The sequence below is a fragment of the Pararhizobium arenae genome (assembly GCF_001931685.1).
Taxonomy (GTDB): Bacteria; Pseudomonadota; Alphaproteobacteria; order Rhizobiales; family Rhizobiaceae; genus Pararhizobium; species Pararhizobium arenae.
The window spans coordinates 391,064-410,926 of record NZ_MOOY01000006.1 but is presented as its reverse complement, the minus strand read 5'-3'; the positions used below and the strand labels follow the sequence as shown (position 1 = coordinate 410,926).

Genomic DNA, 19,863 nt, shown 5'->3' with positions numbered 1-19,863 from the left:
GGTTTGTCTCTCCGGCTCCGTCTATCTCACGGTTTTCCGGATTTGAAAATCCGTTTCGTAAAACGACAAAACCCGGCTTAAAAGCCGGGTTTCACGTGAATCATAGCCTGCAATCGACTAAAATTTACTCGGCTGCGAGCGGAACTCCTGGTGCGGCATCGCGAACGCTGCCATCGACATGGGCTTCGAACTTGGCGAAGTTGGTGATGAACATATCGACCAGCTTGCGGGCCTGGGCGTCATAAGCATTGCCATCAGCCCAGGTCGAGCGCGGATCGAGGATCGTCGTATCGACGCCTTCGACTGCGATCGGAACGGCGAAGCCGAAGTTTTCATCCGTGCGGAATTCGGCATTGGCAAGCGAACCATCAAGGGCAGCGCCCAGAAGCGTGCGGGTCGCCTTGATCGGCATGCGGTGGCCGGTGCCATAGGCGCCGCCGGTCCAGCCGGTGTTGACCAGCCAGCAGGTGACGTCGTGACGGGCGATCAGGTCACGCAGCAGATTGCCGTATTCCGAAGGATGGCGCGGCATGAACGGTGCGCCGAAGCAGGTCGAGAAGGTAGCTTCCGGCTCGGTCACGCCCTTCTCCGTACCGGCAACCTTGGCGGTGTAGCCGGAGAGGAAGTGGTACATGGCCTGCTCGGGCGTGAGCTTGGCGATCGGCGGCATAACACCGAAGGCATCGGCCGTCAGCATGATGATCGTGCGCGGATGGCCGGCCGTACCGGTCTTGCTGGCATTCGGGATGAAGTCCAGCGGATAGGCGCAGCGGGTGTTTTCCGTGAGCGAACCATCGTTGAAGTCCGGCTTGCGGTTTTCGTCCAGGATAACGTTTTCCAGCACCGTGCCGAAGCGGCGGGTGGTCGCGTAGATTTCCGGCTCCGCTTCAGCCGAGAGACGGATGGTCTTGGCGTAGCAGCCGCCTTCGAAGTTGAAGATGCCGTCTTCACCCCAACCGTGCTCGTCATCACCGATCAGCGTGCGCTTGGGATCGGCCGAAAGCGTGGTCTTGCCGGTGCCGGAAAGGCCGAAGAACACGGCAGCATCGCCATCCGGGCCGACATTGGCAGAGCAATGCATCGGCATGACGCCCTTAGCGGGCAGCAGGTAGTTGAGGGCCGTGAACACGGACTTCTTCATTTCGCCGGCGTAGGACGTGCCGCCAATCAGGACGAGGCCATTTGTGAAATCGCAGGCGATCACCGTTTCCGTGCGGCAGCCGTGACGTTCCGGATCAGCCTTGAAGTCCGGCAGATCGATGATCGTCAGGCGCGGTGCGAAGCTAGCAAGCGCACTCTTGTCCGGGCGGATCAAGAGATTGCGGATGAACAACGAATGCCAGGCGAATTCCGTAATGACCCGGGTCGGCAGTGCATTGTCCGCATCGGCGCCGCCAATCAGGTCCTGCACGTAGAGCGACTTGCCGCGGGCGTGCTCGAGCATGTCGGCACGCAGAACGGCGAAATGCTCCGGCGACATCTCCTTGTTGTTGTCCCACCAGATCTGGTCGGTCGTCGCAGCATCGCGAACGACAAACTTGTCCTTCGGCGAACGGCCCGTGTGCTGGCCGGTGAGCGCGCGAAGGGCGCCGTCAGCCGTCAACTGGGCTTCGCCGCGACGCAGCGATTCCTCATAGAGTTCGGAGGTGTCGAAGTTAAACCGGACGACGTCCAGATCCTTAAATCCGATTGCTTCCAGCCCGAGCGACGGGTTGCGGATGCCGAGTTCGTCCATGGTCAAGTTTTCCTCTACGTTTGGCCATTGGCGGGTGACTGACCGGGACATTAGATTTATTGCGGGTAAATGACAAGATTGCTGCCTTAAAAAACATAATAATATCAGTATATTAATCGATTTAAAGAAAATTACAGTTTTTTAAATCGGTTGAATCGAGTGTTTGCGACGGCAAAATTTGCCTGATTGACACCTTGATTTGCGCCTAGAGCTGCAACCACCCTTTGCCTTCGCCACAATTTGTTCCACCTTTATACCCATGAAGCCGGCATAAGACGCTTGAACCCAGGTGTCGGGCAGCCGGCACCAGATACGACGGAGCGAAATACGATGCAGACGATTGCACTGGTCGATGATGACCGGAATATCCTGACTTCGGTGTCCATTGCTTTGGAAAACGAAGGCTACAAGGTCGAGACCTATACCGACGGTGCTTCCGCGCTCGATGGCCTGCTGGCACGCCCGCCGCAGCTTGCCATTTTCGACATCAAGATGCCGCGCATGGACGGCATGGAACTGCTGCGCCGCCTGCGCCAGAAATCGGATATCCCGGTGATCTTTCTCACCTCCAAGGACGAGGAGATCGATGAACTGTTCGGCTTGAAGATGGGCGCCGACGATTTCATCACCAAGCCGTTCTCCCAGCGCCTGCTTGTCGAGCGCGTCAAGGCGATCCTGCGCCGCTCGGCCAATCGCGAAGCCGCAGCAGCTGGCGCGAGCGCCAATCCCGCCAAGACAGCAGCCGATATCCAGGCTCGTTCGCTGGAGCGTGGCCAGCTTTCCATGGATCAGGAGCGCCACACCTGCACCTGGAAGAACGAGCCGGTGACGCTCACCGTTACCGAATTTCTCATTCTCCACTCCCTTGCCCAGCGTCCCGGCGTGGTGAAAAGCCGCGATTCGCTGATGGATGCGGCCTATGACGAGCAGGTCTATGTCGATGACCGAACGATCGACAGCCACATCAAGCGACTGCGCAAGAAGTTCAAGATGGTCGATAACGACTTCGACATGATCGAAACGCTCTACGGCGTCGGCTATCGCTTCCGCGAATCCGCCTGACATCCATGGCCACGGAACTGCGGCTGGCATAGCGCCGGCCGCAGCAGTATGATAGGGCTCCGCGCGCCGATGGGCCGGCGGTACGCGCCTGCTTCTCCATAAACCAGAATACCGCGCGGGCGGGAGTTGAGAGACTTGGTCGAAGTCTTGCAAAACAAGGATATGGATGAACCGGAGGCGAAATTGGCCCCCGGACGGCGCTGGGTGCATCCCTTTACGCTGATCCGCCGCATCTTCGGCAATGCCGTTTTTTCCAGCCTGACGCGCCGTATCGTCTTCTTCAACCTCGTCGCGCTCGTCGTTCTCGTCGGCGGCATCATGTACCTCAACCAGTTCCGTGAGGGACTGATCGATGCGCGCGTGGAAAGCCTGCTGACCCAGGGCGAAATCATCGCCGGCGCCATTGCAGCCTCCGCCTCTGTCGATACGAACTCGATCACGATCGACCCTGAAAAACTTCTGGAACTGCAGGCCGGCCAGAGCATTACGCCGCTGCCGAATGACGAGGATCTTGAATTTCCGATCAATCAGGAGCGCGTTGCTCCTGTGTTGAGAAGACTGATCTCGCCAACCCGCACGCGCGCGCGCCTTTTCGACGCCGACGCCGATCTGCTGCTTGATTCCCGCCATCTTTACACGGGCGGACAGGTTTTACGCTTCGACCTGCCACCGATCGAGCCGGAATCGACAAGCTTTTCGGACTACCTCAATTCCTGGTTCAACCGCATCCTGCAGCCTGGCAATCTGCCGCTCTACAAGGAGCCTCCGGGCGGAAACGGTTCGATCTATCCCGAGGTGATGAATGCCCTGACCGGCGTTCGGGGTGCTGTCGTCCGCGTGACGGAAAGGGGTGAACTCATCGTCTCTGTTGCGGTGCCCGTACAGCGCTTCCGGGCCGTTCTCGGGGTGTTGCTGCTGTCGACGCAAGCGGGCGATATCGACAAGATCGTGCACGCCGAACGCCTCGCGATCATCCGGGTTTTCGGCGTAGCCGCGTTGGTCAACGTCATCCTGTCGCTTCTTCTTTCGAGCACCATCGCCAATCCCCTTCGCCGCCTTTCGGCCGCGGCCATTCGCGTGCGACGCGGCGGCGCCAAGGAGCGTGAGGAAATTCCTGATTTCTCGATCCGGCAGGACGAAATCGGCAATCTGTCCGTTGCGCTGCGTGAAATGACCACCGCGCTCTACGACCGTATCGACGCCATCGAAAGTTTTGCTGCCGATGTCAGCCATGAACTCAAGAATCCGCTGACATCGCTCCGCAGCGCCGTCGAAACCTTGCCCCTGGCGCGAAACGAGGATTCCAAAAAGCGGCTGATGGACGTGATCCAGCACGACGTCCGCCGTCTTGATCGCCTGATCTCCGATATCTCGGATGCGTCTCGACTCGATGCCGAGCTCGCTCGTAGCGATTCCAGATCCGTGGACCTTGAAAAACTGCTCGGCGATCTCGTGGACATATCGCGCCAAATCCACGCGGCCAAGAAATCGGTCATGATCAGCTTTGTGATCGATCGCCGCGACAATCCGAAAATGCGCTTCCGGGTGATCGGTCATGATCTGCGTATCGGGCAGATCGTTACGAACCTGATTGAAAACGCCCGCTCCTTTGTTCCCCAGGAAGGCGGCCGCATCATCGTGCGGCTGACACGTATTCGCAATCGCTGCGTCGTCATCGTCGAGGACAACGGTCCCGGCATCATGGCGGAGAATATCGATCGGATTTTCGAACGCTTCTACACGGATCGTCCGGCAAGCGAAGGTTTTGGGCAGAATTCCGGGCTTGGGCTTTCCATTTCCCGTCAGATCGCCGAGGCGCATGGCGGGACCCTGCGCGCCGAAAACATCATCGATCCGGAGACAGGCGCGGTAGAAGGCGCCCGCTTCACGCTCTCCCTGCCGGTCGAGCCGAATACGTGACGAGACAAAACGCCGTCAACGTGCATGCAACAGCTATCGTCTTGGGCAGTCGCGGACTGCTGTTTGTCGGGCCGTCCGGGTGCGGCAAGTCGTCAACCGCGCTGTCGTGCCTCCTGACCGCTGCGGACAAGGGGCGTTTCAGCGCGCTCGTGGCGGATGATCAGGTCTTTGTGTCCTCGATCAATGGTCGCCTTGTCGCCAGGCGTCCCGCATCCATTGCAAACATTGCGGAGCTTCGAGGGGGCGGGATTGTGACCTTGCCATCCCTTTGTTCCGCGGTCATCGATTGTGCGGTTTTGCCCGTGCGAAGCCCCGATACCGAGCGGCTTCCCCCCTTGAACGAAACTTATCTGCTGCCGGACGGGGCCACCCTGCCGCTGGTTCGGCTTCCGCTGCTAACTGGCCTTCAGGCTTACGACGCTTTACGGTTAGTTTTGCCTCGAAACCTTATGATTTGACGACGAAAATAGAAGAGTGGCACAAGTTTTGGGATTTTTGACTTGCACTTCGCCTTTTCATGACCAAGATGGCGAGCCCAAAAAGGTGGACGGAATTGCTGCATTGCGATAATTGGACCATCAAATATTTTGCAGATGCAGTCGGAGCAAAAACACCATGATCGGACTTGTGCTTGTCACCCATGGCAAGCTTGCTGAGGAGTTCAGGCATGCCCTTGAGCATGTCGTGGGACCGCAAAAAGCAATCGAGACGGTCTGCATCGGCCCCGAAGACGATATGGATCAGCGCCGGCAAGATATTCTTGAAGCGGTGCTTTCCGCCGATCAGGGTAATGGCGTGATCATTCTGACCGATATGTTCGGCGGCACACCGTCCAATCTGGCAATCTCCGTGATGCAAAGCGGGACCGTGGAAGTTATCGCCGGCGTGAACCTGCCGATGCTGATCAAGCTTGCCGGCGTTCGTACCGAAAGCGACATGGACAAGGCCTTGCAGGAAGCCTCCGACGCCGGTCGCAAATATATCAACGTTGCCAGCCGCGTGCTGAGCGGAAAATAAAGCCGGACTTCATGCTGTCGCGCGAACTGCTGATCATTAACAAGAGAGGGCTTCACGCCCGCGCCTCGGCCAAATTTGTCCAGACCGTTGAAGGTTTCGATGCCGAAATCAAGGTATCCAAGGACGGCATGACAGTTGGCGGCACGTCGATCATGGGTCTCATGATGCTCGCTGCCAGCACCGGCAGCACGATCTCCGTTACCGCCGAGGGAGCGCAAGCCCTGGAGGCCATGGATGCGCTGGATGCATTGGTGGGCGACAAGTTCGGCGAAGAAATGTGACGTTGACATAAAGATATAAAGACCTCTTTATATCACCATTGCTCCATAAAACGTTTCCTGATAGAGAAATGGCAAGCTTTCACCCGGAAGCAGAGACCATTGATGCGCTGCATTTTGACGTGGGCGATGACGCCCCGGCGGCGCAAGAGCGCGGAGACCCTCATGAGCAACACGAACGATTATCTGGTCGCGGACATCGGCCTTGCGGATTTTGGCCGCAAGGAAATCACCATTGCCGAGACTGAAATGCCCGGCCTTATGTCCTGCCGCGAGGAATTTGGTGCGGCAAAGCCCCTGAAGGGCGCGCGCATCACCGGGTCGTTGCACATGACCATCCAGACCGCCGTTCTCATCGAGACGCTGGTTGCACTCGGTGCCGAGGTTCGCTGGGCATCCTGCAACATTTTCTCGACCCAGGACCATGCAGCCGCCGCTATTGCCGCCAGCGGCATCCCGGTCTTCGCGGTCAAGGGTGAAACCCTCGAAGAGTACTGGAATTACACCGACAAGATCTTCCAATGGGCGGACGGTGGTCTCTCCAACATGATCCTCGATGATGGCGGCGATGCCACCATGTACATCCTGCTCGGCGCCCGCGCCGAGGCCGGAGAGGACGTTTTGTCGAATCCGGGCTCGGAAGAAGAGGAAATCCTTTTCGCTCAGATCAAGAAGCGCCTCGAAGCATCCCCCGGCTGGTTTACAAAGCAGCGTGATGCCATCAAGGGCGTGACCGAAGAAACGACCACCGGCGTCAACCGTCTCTACCAGCTGCATGCCAAGGGCCTCCTGCCCTTCCCCGCGATCAACGTCAACGATTCCGTCACAAAGTCGAAGTTCGACAACAAGTACGGCTGCAAGGAATCGCTGGTTGACGGCATTCGCCGCGGTACCGATGTCATGATGGCCGGCAAGGTTGCTGTCGTCTGCGGTTACGGCGACGTCGGCAAGGGTTCGGCCGCCTCGCTTTCGGGCGCTGGCGCTCGCGTCAAGGTGACGGAAGTCGATCCGATCTGCGCCCTGCAGGCCGCTATGGACGGCTATGAGGTCGTCCAGCTCGAGGATGTCGTTTCCTCCGCGGACATCTTCATCACCACGACCGGCAACAAGGACGTCATCCGCATGGACCACATGCGCGAGATGAAGGACATGGCGATCGTCGGCAATATCGGCCACTTCGACAACGAGATTCAGGTCTCGGCGCTGCGCAATCTCAAGTGGACCAACATCAAGCCGCAGGTCGACATGATCGAGTTCCCGAAGGGCAACCGCATGATCCTGCTTTCGGAGGGCCGTCTCCTCAACCTCGGCAACGCGACCGGCCATCCATCCTTCGTGATGTCCGCCTCCTTCACCAATCAGGTGCTGGCGCAGATGGAACTCTTTACCCGCGCGGGCGAGTACGCGAAGCAGGTCCACATCCTGCCGAAGCATCTGGACGAGAAGGTCGCGCGCCTTCATCTGGCCAAGCTGGGTGCCAAGTTGACCGAGCTGTCCGAGGAGCAGGCCAATTATATTGGTGTGACGCCGCAGGGCCCCTTCAAGGCTGAACACTACCGGTATTAATATCGACACGACAATCCACAACATATAGAAGAGGCGACCTTGACAAGGCCGCCTCTTCTTTTTTGCCGCAAGTCTTCCCGCAGAATCCCCAAAGCGGTAAGGTTTTTGTATCGATTCGCGACATTGATGCGGACAGGACCGTCGCAAATCGAAACACTCAGCCGCCCGTTGAACGATGGCGGCACCAGGCAACAGACAAGTCGGCGTTGATCCTGACGAGAGAACGCTGTGGCTCGCGATGCGGGTAACGCATTGCGATGATTTGTCGATGACAAGGTCGGGGCACGCTCCGGGGTGTTTATTGAAACGTGAGCGTGCTGATTCGACTGAATCGCGCGCGTCGGCGTGCGGTATGAGCGGGGAAATGATCATGGAAAACGATTCAGCGAGTCGCGTTGGCGGACGTTTCAAACGTCTTTGGCGACGATTGGCGGCTGGCTCGATATTGACCGCCGTTTCGAGCCCTGCTCTGGCGCAAACCCCTGGCCTCACCGCTTCCGTGTTTCGCTCCTCTGAAGTGATCACATTTTCGGTTCTGATCGGCGTCATTTCCGCCGCGATGATTTCCGCGATCTGGCTCATCCGCCAACGCGGGAACATGGAGGCCGACAACCGGGAACTCAATGCAGCGCTTGCCGATGCCAACCAGCGCATTTCACGGCTGCAGGCATTGATCGCTGACAAAAACCGCCGGATCGTCATTTGGGATGGCCTTTCGAACAAGCCTGAGTTTCTCGGCCAATTGCCGCCCGAAACCGGCGCCCCCCAGGAAGAACGGGAATTCCTCGCCTTCGGTCGCTGGGCAAAACCCATGTCAGCGTCCGGCCTTGAAAAGGCGATAGAACTGCTGCGGTCACAGGCCCAGAGCTTCGACCTGATCGTCGAGACGCACCGCAACGAAATTCTGGAGGCACAGGGGCGCGTTTCCGGAGGCCGCGCCTTTGTGCGCTTCGTCGCGCTCAACAACATGCGCGCGGAACTGGCGGAAGCAAAACTCGAGCGGGACAGGCTCCAGTCTGCCTTGAATTCCTTCCATACCCTGCTCGACGCAATTGACCTGCCAGTGTGGGTACGAGGCGCGGACGGTGCGCTCGTCTGGGTAAACGAAGCCTACAGCCACGCCGTTGAATCAGCGAACCCCGGCGACGCGGTAAAGGAAGGCAAAGAGCTTCTGGCCACGATTGCGCGGGAAAAGATTCGGGCCGTCAGCACCTACGATACGCCGTTTCGCGAAAAGGTCTCGACCGTGGTGCGCGGCAACCGCACCTTCTTTGAGGTCGTGGACACACGCACCGTCGGCGGGTCGGCAGGCATGGCCACCAATATTTCCGATGTCGAGGCCGTGCGCGAGGAACTGAACAGGACTCTGAAAAGCCACGCGGAAACGCTGGATCATCTGGCCACCCCCGTCGCAACCTTCGACGGCGCTCAGCGGCTGCAATTCTACAATCAGGCGTTCCAGCGCCTCTGGGAACTGGACATGGGCTTCCTTGAACGCAAGCCCGACAATGGCGAAATCCTGGATCGTCTGCGCGCCGCAGGCAAGCTGCCCGAACAGCTCAACTGGAAACAGTGGAAAGAAATCGCCCTTTCCGTCTACCAAGCGATCGACACGCAATCGGACCTTTGGCACCTGCCCAACGGGCAGACGCTGCGCGTTTTCGCAACCGCACGGCCACAAGGCGGCGCGACCTGGGTTTTCGAGAATCTGACGGAGAAGGTCGATCTCGAGATGCGCTACAATACGCTTTTGCAGGTGCAGGGCGAAACTATCGACCATCTCTCGGAAGGGGTTGCGGTGTTCGGCCCGGATGGCCGCATCAAGCTGTCCAATCCCGCGTTTCGGGCTCTTTGGGGCATCAGCGAAACCGAGGCGCAACCCGGTACCCATATTCGTGCCATCGAGCAGGCATGCGCTGCATCCTACGATCAACCGAACGGCTGGAAGCGGTTTGGCCATTTGATCACCAGCTTCGACGATGAGCGCAGCTCCTATCAAGGTATTCTGGAACTTCGAACCGGGCTAATCCTGGATTTCGCCGTCATTCCGCTTCCAAATGCCCAGACAATGCTGACCTTCGTCAATATTACAGACAGTGTGCGCGTGGAACGAGCGCTGACGGAAAAGAACGACGCGCTGCGAAAGGCCGATTCGCTCAAGAACGATTTCGTCCAGCATGTTTCCTACGAATTGCGATCTCCGCTGACCAATATCATCGGTTTCGCGGATCTCCTGAAGACGCCGACCTTTGGCACGCTGACAGACCGTCAGGCGGAGTATGTCGACCACATCTCCACGTCCTCGTCGCTGCTTCTTACCATCGTCAACGATATTCTCGATCTCGCGACAGTCGATGCGGGCATCGTTGAACTCGATCTGTCCGAAATCAATCTCACGGACTTCCTTGATGAAGTTTCCGCCCAGATGGCCGACCGCCTGCAGGAAAGCGGTGTCACGCTCCGGATCGACGCACCGGATATGCTCGGAGGTTTCGTCGCAGACCATCAACGGCTGAAGCAGATTTTCATCAAGCTCCTGACAAACGCCGCCAATTTCGCGCCGGATGGCTCGACTATTGGTTTGAAGTGCCATCGCGAAGGCACCGATTTCGTCTTCACGGTTACCGATAGCGGTTCGGGTATTCCGCAGGAAATCCTCGAGACGGTCTTCAACCGCTTCGAAAGCCATGGTTCACGCGGCGGAGCCGGCCTCGGCCTCTCCATTGTCGAAAGCTTCGTCAGCCTGCATCACGGCACCGTCTCCATCCGCAGCCGCGAGGGGGAGGGAACGGAAGTCACCTGCCGGATTCCATCCAATGAAATGCCGAAGGTTGCCGCCGCCGAATGATGGCCGACATCACCCTCCTCTTAAAGGATGAAGCCGATACCCGGCGGCTGGGCGAGGATTTGGCGCTTGCCGTGAAGCCCGGTGATTGTCTGGCGCTCTCTGGCGATCTCGGTGCCGGCAAATCCACCTTGGCAAGGGCACTCCTTCGCGCTCTTGCGGATGACGATGATCTTGAGGTCCCAAGTCCGACCTTTACTCTTGTGCAGAGCTACCCGCTGCGGATCGCTGCCGCTCATTTCGATCTTTACCGCCTGGCGGATGCCTCCGAGCTTGATGAACTCGGGTTCGACGAGGCGCTCAACGATGGCATCGCGCTTGTAGAATGGCCGGAGCGAGCCGAGGAATCTCTACCGGAATCGACCGTATGGTTTGCTTTTGCCCATGAAGGTGAAGGCAGGCGCGTCAAAATATCCGGGCCCGAAGCCACCGTCGCACGGATCAACCGGAGCTTATCCATTCGACGCTTCCTACAGGAGCGTGGACTTCCGGAAGCACGGCGCAGACATCTCAGCGGCGATGCCTCTGCACGCGCCTACGAGACGGTCGTCGTCGGCAAGAAAGAACCGATGATCCTGATGGATTCGGCGCGGCACAAGCCCGGTCCCATTCTCGAAGACGGCAAATATTACCAGCAGCTTGCGCATATCGCCGAGGATTGCACTCCCTTCGTCGCCATCGACCTGGATTTGCGCGCGAGGGGCTTTAGCGCACCGGAAATCTATGAAAGCGATCTCGAAGCGGGGATCCTGTTGATCGAGGATCTCGGTCGCGACGGCGTTTTAGACGCTGAGGGCAAACCGATTGCGGAGCGCTACATCGAAAGCGCACGCATGCTGGCGTCATTACACGCGCAAAAGTTTCAGCGGAAAATTGCGATCGGAAATGGCATTGTCCACGCGGTTCCGGACTTCGATCGACGTGCAATGAAGATCGAAACGCGTTTGCTGCTCGACTGGTACCTACCATGGAAACGCGGCGAACCGGCATCGGATGCGGAACGTCACGATTATGCTGCGGTCTGGGACATGTTGATCGATCTTTTGGCAACGTCGGAAACCAACCTGCTGCTGCGCGATTTCCATTCCCCCAACATCATCTGGCGTGAACGTGATTTCGGCGTGAAGCGAATAGGCCTCATCGATTTTCAGGATGCTATGATCGGCCCGACCGCCTACGACGTGGCCTCGCTGACCCAGGACGCCCGCGTTACCATTTCAGAGCAGCTGACGGCGGACATGCTCGACGCCTATATGGCGGACCGGCAGGCAGACGGGGATTTCGATAAGGAAACCTTCCTGCGGGACTGGCACCTCATGTCGGCGCAGCGCAACTGCAAGCTGGTCGGCATATGGGTCAGGCTGATGCAGCGCGACGGCAAGCACGGCTACATGAAGCACATGCCGCGCACCTTTGGCTATCTGAAAACGGCGCTGACCCATCCAGCGCTTGCGCCTCTGAAGGACTGGTGCCAGCGAAGCGGTCTTCTCTGAACCTTCAAATCGATAGCCAATGCTATAGAGTCCGAATCACGACATAGAACTCGGACTCCTCGATGCCCATCCACAACGCCATGGTGCTTGCCGCAGGGCTCGGCACCCGCCTGCGCCCCATCACCGACACAATGCCGAAACCGTTGGTGAAGATCGCGGGGCGCCCGATGATCGACTACGTGCTCGACCTCCTGCAGCAGGCCGGCGTGACCAAGGCGGTGGTCAACATCCATCATTTCGCCGAACAGATGGAAGCGCATCTTGAAGGCCGCAAAACGCCGAAAATCCTCTTTTCGGATGAACGCACGCAGTTGATGAATTCCGGCGGCGGTCTGGTGAAGGGTTTAAGGCTTCTTGAGGACGGTCCGGTCCTGGTCATGAATGCAGATCTTTTCTGGGTCGGTGAAACGCCCGAAAAACCTTCCAATCTAGAGCGCCTCGTCTCCTTTTTCGATCCACAGAAGATGGACATGGCGCTGCTGTGCGTCCGCAACGAGGACACGACCGGTCATAACGGCAAGCTTGATTTCTCTTTGGCTCCGGACGGAACACTTTCGCGCTACCGAGACAGCATGCCAAACCCGGTTGTCTATGCGGGCGCGATTGCACTCGATTCGCGCCTCTTCGCCGATGCACCCTCCGACGCTTTCAACCTCAACATCTATTTCGACAAGGCCATCGAAAAAGGCCGACTCTACGGGATCGTTCTCGATGGCCATTGGATGACGGTCGGCACGCCCGAGGCCATTGCTCCTGCGGAAGACGCGGTCCGCAGGTTCGGAGCCTGAAATGGCGCGCGCGGCCAACAACGTCTTCACCATCCCCGCCGGGCGACCGTTTCTAAAAACGCTGGTTCAATCGCTCTGCGACGGCCGATTAATCGCAGGCTATGCGTATGACGCAGCCGACCCGATGGCATTGGCTGGCATCACGATTTTCGTGCCGACCCGCCGTTCCGCCCGTGTCCTTCGCTCGGAACTTGTCGATTGCCTCGGCGGACGCTCGGCCATCCTGCCGGTCATCCGGGCGCTCGGCGAGACGGATGATGACAGCGGCTTCTTCGATGCGGAAATCCCGGCTATTCTCGATCTCGCTCCGCCGCTTCCTGGGACAGCGCGGTTAATCGAACTCGGGCTTCTTATTCTCGCCTGGCGCAACCAGCTTCCGAAGATCGTGCTGGATATCCACTCCGAAAGCCCTCTAATCGCCCCGGCCAGCCCCGCGGATGCCATCTGGCTTGCTCGCAATCTCGCCGATATCATCGACGCAATGGAAACGGAAGAGTTGGATTGGGAGGCGCTCGACAATCTACAAAATGCCGATCATGCGCTTTGGTGGCAGCTGACGCTGGAGTTTCTGAAGATCGCCCGTACCTATTGGCCGGCACGGTTGCAAGAGCTGCACCAGTCTTCCCCTGCCCGCCATCGCAACGCGATCCTTGATGCCGAGACCCAGCGGATCGCCACCGGCAAGGTGACTGGCCCGATCGTCATCGCAGGCTCGACCGGCTCCATTCCCGCGACAGCGGCTCTGATTGCGGCGGTGCAGAAGCTTCAAAACGGTATCATCGTTCTCCCTGGCCTCGACCAGACGATGAGCGATGCGGAGTGGAATGCAATCGCCCCCGAAACGGGCATCGATCGCCCCGACCCGTCGAGCCGCAGCCATCCCCAATACGGCTTCTATCGCCTGCTGAAACGTATGGGGCTGACCCGTCGCGAGATACCGGAACTGGCGCAGGCCGATGCCGATCTCGCCTGTCGCGGCGAAATCCTCTCTCACGCGCTTCTGCCGGTGCAGGCGACCAGCGCCTGGATGGATTTGCAGCAGCAAACCGATGGTGACAGGCTGAGCGCCGCCTTCAAGGACGCGGCCTTGATCGAGACAGCGAACGAGCGTGAGGAGGCGACCGCCATTGCGATTGCCCTTCGGCTCGCTCTCGACGGCAACGAGGACAGTCAGGCTGCACTGATCACGCCGGATCGCGATCTCGCCCGCCGGGTCACGGCGGAGCTGCTCCGCTTCGGCATCGAGGCTGACGATTCCGCGGGCACACCGCTCTCTGCAACACCGACCGGAAGCCTTATGCGCCTGGTTTTGGAAGCAAGCCTGCGACCCGGCGACCCTGTGGCTGTGACCGCGTTGCTGAAACACCCGCTCGCCCACTTTGGCCTGCCGGAAAACACGGTGCGGCGTGCGGCAAGCGTGCTGGAACGCCTCGCCTTGCGCGGCGGCACCGGCACGGTCGATCTTTCCGAGTTGGAAACACTGCTCGATCAGGCGTTGAGCGCAAAAGCAACGGAACGCCATCAGCCGGAATGGAAACGCGCAATAAATGAGACGGATGTAGCGGCGGCTCGCGATCTCGCACGCGCCATTGCCAAGGCCGTCGCGCCACTGACCGGAACCCTCGTTGGCCGCCATCGCAGCGGGCGCGGGCTGACGACGACCCTGACGCTTTCCGACTGGGCAAAACGCACCGGCGAGGCGCTCGAGGCCGTCGCCATGAACGAAGAGCAGAGCCTCGCCGACCTCTGGACCGGGGAAGCGGGCGAGGCGCTTGCCAATCTCCTGCGCTCGATCATCGAAACCGATGGCCAGCTCTCCGCCGACGGGCCGCAATGGAGCGATGTGATGGAGGCGCTGGCGGCCAGCGAAGCGATCAAACCGCGCTCCATGCGTCACCCCCGCGTGTTTATCTTCGGCGCGATGGAATCGCGTCTGCAGAGTGTCGACCTCGTCGTGCTCGGCGGGCTCAATGAAGGCACATGGCCCGGCCAGACGGCCAACGACCCCTTCCTGTCACGCACCATGAAGACGACGATGGGGCTGGAGCCGCCGGAACGACGCATCGGCCAGCTCGCCCATGATTTTCAGATGGCTTGCGGCACCCGCCGGTTGGTCCTGACCCGTGCCATGCGCAAAGGCGCGACCCCGACTGTAGCGTCCCGTTGGCTGCAGCGGCTGCTTGCGGTCGGCGGCGATGTGCTGGCAAATCAGCTGCGCGCCAACGGCCGCGATTACGCGGTCTGGGCGGGCATGCTCGACGAAGGTCATGACCAACCTCTGGCCAAGCGCCCCGAACCCCGGCCGGCGGTGGAGCTGCAACCGGAGAGCTATTCCTTCAGCGAAGTCTCCCGGTTAAGGCGTGACCCCTACGCCATATACGCCCGGCGCGTGCTGAGACTTCACCCGCTCAATCCATTCAACCGCGATCCGGGAGCAGCCGAGCGCGGCACGCTTTACCACAAGATCGTTGAGCGCTTCGTCGCCGAAGACCTCAATCCCGCCTCGCCACAGGCCGCCGTTACCATGGACCGCATCCTTACGGAGGCTTTCGACGAACAAGCTTTGCCGCCCCACATCGATGTGGTCTGGCGTCCGCGCTTTGCAGCGGTCAGCAAGGCGTTTCTCGCATGGGAAGCTGGACGAAAAGGCTCGATCCGACAATCCTTCCTCGAGCTCTACGCCAGTATGGCGCTCGGCGATGTCAAGCTCACCGGCATCGCCGATCGCATCGACATCCACATCGACGGCACCGCGACGATCCTCGACTACAAGACAGGCTCCAGCCCCTCGGTGAAGGAAGCCCGCACCCTGCTCGATCCGCAGCTGGCGCTTGAAGCCGCCGCGCTGAAGGCCGGCGCCTTCCCGAAGATCGGCCGGCAGGAAGCGCAGTCGCTTGTCTATGTCCGGCTGAAACCCGGCGACCGTTTCGCGGCGGAAGAGGTCAACAACGAGAACAGCAAGAGCCGCTCTGAAACCAAATCGGCCGATCAGCTGGCCGAGGAATCGCTGCGCGAACTGATCGGCCTGCTCTCCGCGCTGCGCAGCGGCAAGTACGGTTTCGCCTCCCGCGTGATCGTGCAGAAGGAACGCGATTACGGCGGCGAATACGATCATCTGGCCCGCGTTGCCGAATGGGCCACCGCCGATGGCGAGGAGGACGGTAATGGCGAATGATAGAGCGCCAGATGATCTCTCGCCCCAGGGATGGCTGGACTGGACATCGGCCAAACAGGCTCTGGCGTCGGATCCTGCGCGGTCGGCCTGGGTGTCTGCCAATGCCGGTTCGGGCAAGACGCATGTCCTGACCCAGCGTGTCATTCGTCTGCTGCTCGCCGGTTGCCGCCCCTCGGCGATCCTGTGCCTGACCTATACCAAGGCCGCTGCTTCGGAAATGTCGAATCGGGTGTTCGAACGGCTTGCCCAATGGGTGACGCTCGATGACAATGAACTGGACGCCCGGATCGAAGCCATTGAAGGCGAGAAACCTTCGCTCTTCAAACGACAGGAGGCGCGTCGTCTCTTCGCGCGCGCGCTCGAAACCCCGGGCGGACTGAAAATCCAGACCATCCACGCTTTCTGCGAGGCGTTGCTGCACCAGTTTCCGCTGGAGGCCAATGTCGCGGGGCATTTTTCGGTGCTAGACGACCGCGCCAGCGCCACCCTGCTGGCCGACGCCCGACGCGCCTTGCTCACGGCGACCGCAAGCGAAGACGACCCCGAACTCGCGCAGGCCTTCGCCACCGTACTCGATCTTGCGGATGATACCGGCCTTGAGAAGCTACTCGCCGCGATCGTCGCCAACCGCACGGCCCTTCAGGCATTTCTAAACGAAGCGGAACAGCGCGGCGGGATTGATGCCGCCCTTCGCGAAGCTCTCGGCATCGCGCCGGGAGAAACCTCACAAGCGCTGATCGCCGGCCTCTGGCCGCTCGCCCCGCTGAGCGGCCCGGCACTGGAGCGCTACATATCCGCCGCCCTCGTCTCCGGTGGCGCGAAGGTCATGGAGGTAGCGGAGAGCTTGCGAAGTGCAGCAAAAACGCTCGATCCTTTGCAACGCTTCAACCTTCTGCGCGGTGCCTTCTATACGGGTGGCGGAAAGCCAAAGGCCGACTCCGGACTGTTTTCGGCAGCGATGCGCAAGGCGGCACCCGATCTTGAGACAATCATCTACGCGGCCCGCGACCGGCTGGTGGAAACCATCGACCGGCTGAACCTCGTCGCCATGTTCGAGGCGACCCACGCGGCGCTGATCCTCGCCGATCGGTTGAACCACGATTACGAGGACATCAAGAAAACCCGCAGCCAGCTCGATTTCGACGACCTGATCCACCGCACAGCGGCCCTGCTCTCCCGCGCCGATGTCGGTGCCTGGGTGCACTACAAGCTCGATCAGGGCATCGACCACATCCTCGTCGATGAGGCACAGGATACGAGCCCGGTGCAATGGACGATTATCCAGTCGCTGGCAGAAGATTTCTTTGCCGGCCGCAGTGCGCGCGAAAACCGCCGCACGATGTTTGCCGTGGGCGACGAGAAGCAGTCGATCTACTCCTTTCAAGGCGCGCGACCCGAGCGGTTCTCGGATGAAAGTATCGCGACCGAGCGGCGGGTGCGCGAAAGCGGCAGCGCCTTCAGTCCCATCCGGCTGCAATTGTCGTTCCGCTCGACGGAAGATGTTCTTTCTGCCGTCGATGCCGTCTTCGAAAATCCCGCCCATGCGCGAGGCCTGAGCGCGCGGAGCGAGCCCGTTGTGCACGCCTCCAACCGCATCGGCCAGCCCGGCATTGTCGATGTCTGGGAGGTGATCGCGCCGGCCGAGAGCATTCAGGAGGAGGAGTGGACGGCCGCTTTCGACGCGACCCCCGAGGATGCGCCTGCCAACATCCTCGCCCAGCGCATCGCCGCCACATTGGCCGAATGGATCGGCAACGAAACCATCATCGAAAAGGGTATCGAGCGACCGATTCGGCCGGGCGACGTGATCGTGCTTGTGCGCAAGCGTGACGCCTTCGTCAACGCTCTGACGCGCGCTTTGAAAACGAGCCGGAATATTCCGGTCGCCGGAGCAGACCGGCTGGTGCTGACCAGCCATATAGCGGTACAGGACCTGACGGCACTTGGTCGTTTCGTTCTCCTGCCCGAAGACGACCTGTCTCTGGCGGCAATCCTGAAAAGCCCGTTTCTCAATCTGTCAGAAGAGCATGTCGCAGTCCTCGCGACGCGGCCTTCGGGTATGAGTGTCTGGCACTATCTGCGCGGTCTCCACGACCAGCCGCCCTATGCGGATATCTTCCGGCGTTTGGAGCGCTACATCGGCCTTTCCCGTGAATTGCCGGTCTATGATTTCTATGCCCGGCTTCTGGGACAGGATGGCGGCCGCGCAGCCTATCTCGGGCGGCTCGGCAGCGAGGTTGGTGATATTCTCGACGAGTTCCTTACCTTCGCGCTCGATCACGAGAAGAATGGCCTGCCCGGCCTGCAAAGCTTCATCTCCGGTCTTGAAATGGAAGCACCGACCGTCAAACGCGAGCAGGACAAGGAACGTAACGAAGTCCGCATCATGACCGTGCACGCGGCCAAGGGTCTGGAAGCGCCGGTCGTGTTTCTCGTGGATGGCGGCGGCAAGGCTTTCAATACGCAGCATGTTTCCGGGTTGCGCAGCATAAGGCCGGTGATCGACCGGCCGGGAGCCGCGGACGTGCCGGTCTGGCGACCGCCGGGTGCTGCCTCCAACAGCCTGATCGACGCCGACACCGAACGGTTGAAGCAAGCGGCCGAGGAAGAATATCGCCGCCTGCTTTACGTCGGCATGACCCGCGCGGCCGATCGCCTCATCGTCTGCGGCTACCAGGGTAAGCGCGCCAATGCCGAAAGCTGGCATGCGATGGTGACATCGAGCCTATCCGTCGACGAAAAGGGCCGCAGCCGGCCATGGAACTTCGCAGCTGGCGGGCAGGAATGGACCGGCTATCGCTGGCAGGTTTCAGCCTCGACGGATGTCTCTAACGTGAAGTCCCCCAAACCGGAAACCGTCGTGTACCCTCCTTCCAGCCTGCCGGGGGCGCTATCGACACCGCTGCCGCCGCAAAGGCGTCTGCCACGACCGCTCAGCCCCTCAGGCGCTGGCGTCACCGTCGAGGAGGATGCACAACCGCAATCCGGCTCCGCGCTGTTCCTGCAGAAAACGGCACCGCAAACGTCGTTGTTGCGCGGCGCGATCCTGCATCGCTTCTTGCAGATGCTGCCAGCCATGCCGGCCCACGAGCGCACGGCTGCGGCCGAACGTTATCTCGACCGCTCGGTGCCACACCGGCCAGCAGTGGAACGGCAGGCTCTGGTCCAATCCGTACTTGGCGTGATCGAGGACGAAAGCCTGGAGCGACTGTTTGCGCAGGGAAGCAGGGCAGAAGTGTCGATCATGGGTACGCTGACGCTCGGCAAGCGCGATCACGCCGTGTCCGGACGGATCGATCGGTTGGCCGTGACCGACAAAACCGTCATCATCGCAGACTTCAAGACAAATCGGGACATCCCAGCCTCCGCTGAGGAGGTGCCCTTCGTCTATCGGGCGCAGCTTGCCGTCTACCGCGAGATCCTGCGGCCGCTATATCCGGACCACCTCTTTGAATGCCTGCTGATTTATACGGAAGGGCCGGTATGCATTACGCTCAGTGAAGCAATGCTCGACCGGTGTCTTGTCGAGCTCGCGACAAAGTGAGATAGAAAACATTGAAAACCGGGCGTTCAGCCATCACATCAGGAACAACCGTTCCAAGAACGCCAGAATCGAAACCAAGGAGCAGCCTATGGCTACCGTTAAAGTCGATACCTCCAATTTCCAGGATGAAGTGCTGAACGCCGCCGAGCCGGTGATCGTCGATTTCTGGGCCGAGTGGTGCGGCCCGTGTAAGATGATCGCGCCGAGCCTGGAAGAAATTTCCAACGAACTCGCCGGCAAGGTAAAGGTCGTCAAGCTCAACATTGACGAAAACCCCGAACTTGCCGCCCAGTACGGTGTTCGTTCGATCCCGACGCTTGCCATGTTCAAGGCTGGCGAAGTCGCCGACATCAAGGTTGGCGCCGCTCCGAAGACGGCTCTGTCGTCGTGGATTTCGAACGCTGCAGCCTGAGATCATTTCATCTCGGGAACTCACGGAA

The 19,863-nt window shown here is 59.9% G+C and carries 13 protein-coding genes; 12 read left to right on the top strand and 1 reads right to left on the bottom strand.

What is annotated here, in order from left to right:
• Window positions 1–124 precede the first annotated feature (124 nt).
• Window positions 125–1,735 (bottom strand): phosphoenolpyruvate carboxykinase, encoded by a 1,611-nt coding sequence (locus BLX89_RS15935; RefSeq protein ID WP_075291920.1) that lies wholly within the window; start codon window positions 1,733–1,735, stop codon window positions 125–127.
• Between the two features lie 330 nt (window positions 1,736–2,065).
• Between BLX89_RS15935 and BLX89_RS15930 the strand changes: the two genes are divergently transcribed.
• The 12 genes from BLX89_RS15930 to trxA all read left to right on the top strand — a co-directional run bounded on the left by BLX89_RS15930 (window position 2,066) and on the right by trxA (window position 19,835).
• A complete protein-coding gene (locus tag BLX89_RS15930) occupies window positions 2,066–2,797 on the top strand; it encodes a response regulator transcription factor (RefSeq protein WP_075291919.1) in 732 nt (243 codons plus the stop codon).
• A 162-nt stretch (window positions 2,798–2,959) separates the two neighbouring features.
• A complete protein-coding gene (locus BLX89_RS15925; protein ID WP_198935158.1) occupies window positions 2,960–4,717 on the top strand; it encodes a stimulus-sensing domain-containing protein in 1,758 nt (585 codons plus the stop codon).
• Window positions 4,714–5,175, top strand: a complete 462-nt coding sequence (locus BLX89_RS15920) for a serine kinase (protein ID WP_075291917.1) — start codon at window positions 4,714–4,716, stop codon at window positions 5,173–5,175. Before BLX89_RS15925 ends, BLX89_RS15920 begins: the two co-directional genes overlap by 4 nt.
• Window positions 5,176–5,332: 157 nt before the next feature.
• Complete coding sequence (locus BLX89_RS15915) at window positions 5,333–5,734, top strand: PTS sugar transporter subunit IIA (RefSeq protein ID WP_075291916.1); 402 nt, start codon at window positions 5,333–5,335, stop codon at window positions 5,732–5,734.
• Window positions 5,735–5,745: 11 nt separating this feature from the next.
• Window positions 5,746–6,015: an HPr family phosphocarrier protein gene (locus BLX89_RS15910; RefSeq protein ID WP_075291915.1), complete on the top strand. Its 270-nt coding sequence runs from the start codon at window positions 5,746–5,748 to the stop codon at window positions 6,013–6,015.
• 162 nt (window positions 6,016–6,177) lie between these two features.
• On the top strand, window positions 6,178–7,578 hold the full coding sequence (ahcY, locus tag BLX89_RS15905; RefSeq protein WP_075291914.1) for an adenosylhomocysteinase: 1,401 nt from the start codon (window positions 6,178–6,180) through the stop codon (window positions 7,576–7,578).
• A gap of 352 nt (window positions 7,579–7,930) precedes the next feature.
• A complete protein-coding gene (locus tag BLX89_RS15900; RefSeq protein WP_425348616.1) occupies window positions 7,931–10,426 on the top strand; it encodes a PAS domain-containing sensor histidine kinase in 2,496 nt (831 codons plus the stop codon).
• On the top strand, window positions 10,426–11,916 hold the full coding sequence (gene tsaE, locus BLX89_RS15895) for a tRNA (adenosine(37)-N6)-threonylcarbamoyltransferase complex ATPase subunit type 1 TsaE (protein WP_075291974.1): 1,491 nt from the start codon (window positions 10,426–10,428) through the stop codon (window positions 11,914–11,916). Before BLX89_RS15900 ends, tsaE begins: the two co-directional genes overlap by 1 nt.
• A 62-nt stretch (window positions 11,917–11,978) precedes the next feature.
• Window positions 11,979–12,704: a nucleotidyltransferase family protein gene (locus BLX89_RS15890; protein ID WP_075291912.1), complete on the top strand. Its 726-nt coding sequence runs from the start codon at window positions 11,979–11,981 to the stop codon at window positions 12,702–12,704.
• Window position 12,705: 1 nt separating this feature from the next.
• Window positions 12,706–15,879: a double-strand break repair protein AddB gene (addB, locus tag BLX89_RS15885; protein WP_075291911.1), complete on the top strand. Its 3,174-nt coding sequence runs from the start codon at window positions 12,706–12,708 to the stop codon at window positions 15,877–15,879.
• A complete protein-coding gene (gene addA / locus BLX89_RS15880) occupies window positions 15,869–19,423 on the top strand; it encodes a double-strand break repair helicase AddA (protein WP_075291910.1) in 3,555 nt (1,184 codons plus the stop codon). Before addB ends, addA begins: the two co-directional genes overlap by 11 nt.
• Window positions 19,424–19,511: 88 nt before the next feature.
• Window positions 19,512–19,835: a thioredoxin gene (gene trxA, locus BLX89_RS15875; protein WP_056324155.1), complete on the top strand. Its 324-nt coding sequence runs from the start codon at window positions 19,512–19,514 to the stop codon at window positions 19,833–19,835.
• The last annotated feature ends 28 nt before the right edge of the window (window positions 19,836–19,863 follow it).

Bases quoted from the DNA above. Each gene is read 5' to 3' on its own strand.
- BLX89_RS15935 (WP_075291920.1), bottom strand. From the start codon at position 1,735: ATGGACGAACTCGGCATCCGCAACCCGTCGCTCGGGCTGGAAGCAATC.
- BLX89_RS15930 (WP_075291919.1), top strand. From the start codon at position 2,066: ATGCAGACGATTGCACTGGTCGATGATGACCGGAATATCCTGACTTCG.
- BLX89_RS15925 (WP_198935158.1), top strand. From the start codon at position 2,960: ATGGATGAACCGGAGGCGAAATTGGCCCCCGGACGGCGCTGGGTGCAT.
- BLX89_RS15915 (WP_075291916.1), top strand. From the start codon at position 5,333: ATGATCGGACTTGTGCTTGTCACCCATGGCAAGCTTGCTGAGGAGTTC.
- BLX89_RS15910 (WP_075291915.1), top strand. From the start codon at position 5,746: ATGCTGTCGCGCGAACTGCTGATCATTAACAAGAGAGGGCTTCACGCC.
- ahcY (WP_075291914.1), top strand. From the start codon at position 6,178: ATGAGCAACACGAACGATTATCTGGTCGCGGACATCGGCCTTGCGGAT.
- BLX89_RS15900 (WP_425348616.1), top strand. From the start codon at position 7,931: ATGAGCGGGGAAATGATCATGGAAAACGATTCAGCGAGTCGCGTTGGC.
- tsaE (WP_075291974.1), top strand. From the start codon at position 10,426: ATGGCCGACATCACCCTCCTCTTAAAGGATGAAGCCGATACCCGGCGG.
- BLX89_RS15890 (WP_075291912.1), top strand. From the start codon at position 11,979: ATGCCCATCCACAACGCCATGGTGCTTGCCGCAGGGCTCGGCACCCGC.
- addB (WP_075291911.1), top strand. From the start codon at position 12,706: ATGGCGCGCGCGGCCAACAACGTCTTCACCATCCCCGCCGGGCGACCG.
- addA (WP_075291910.1), top strand. From the start codon at position 15,869: ATGGCGAATGATAGAGCGCCAGATGATCTCTCGCCCCAGGGATGGCTG.
- trxA (WP_056324155.1), top strand. From the start codon at position 19,512: ATGGCTACCGTTAAAGTCGATACCTCCAATTTCCAGGATGAAGTGCTG.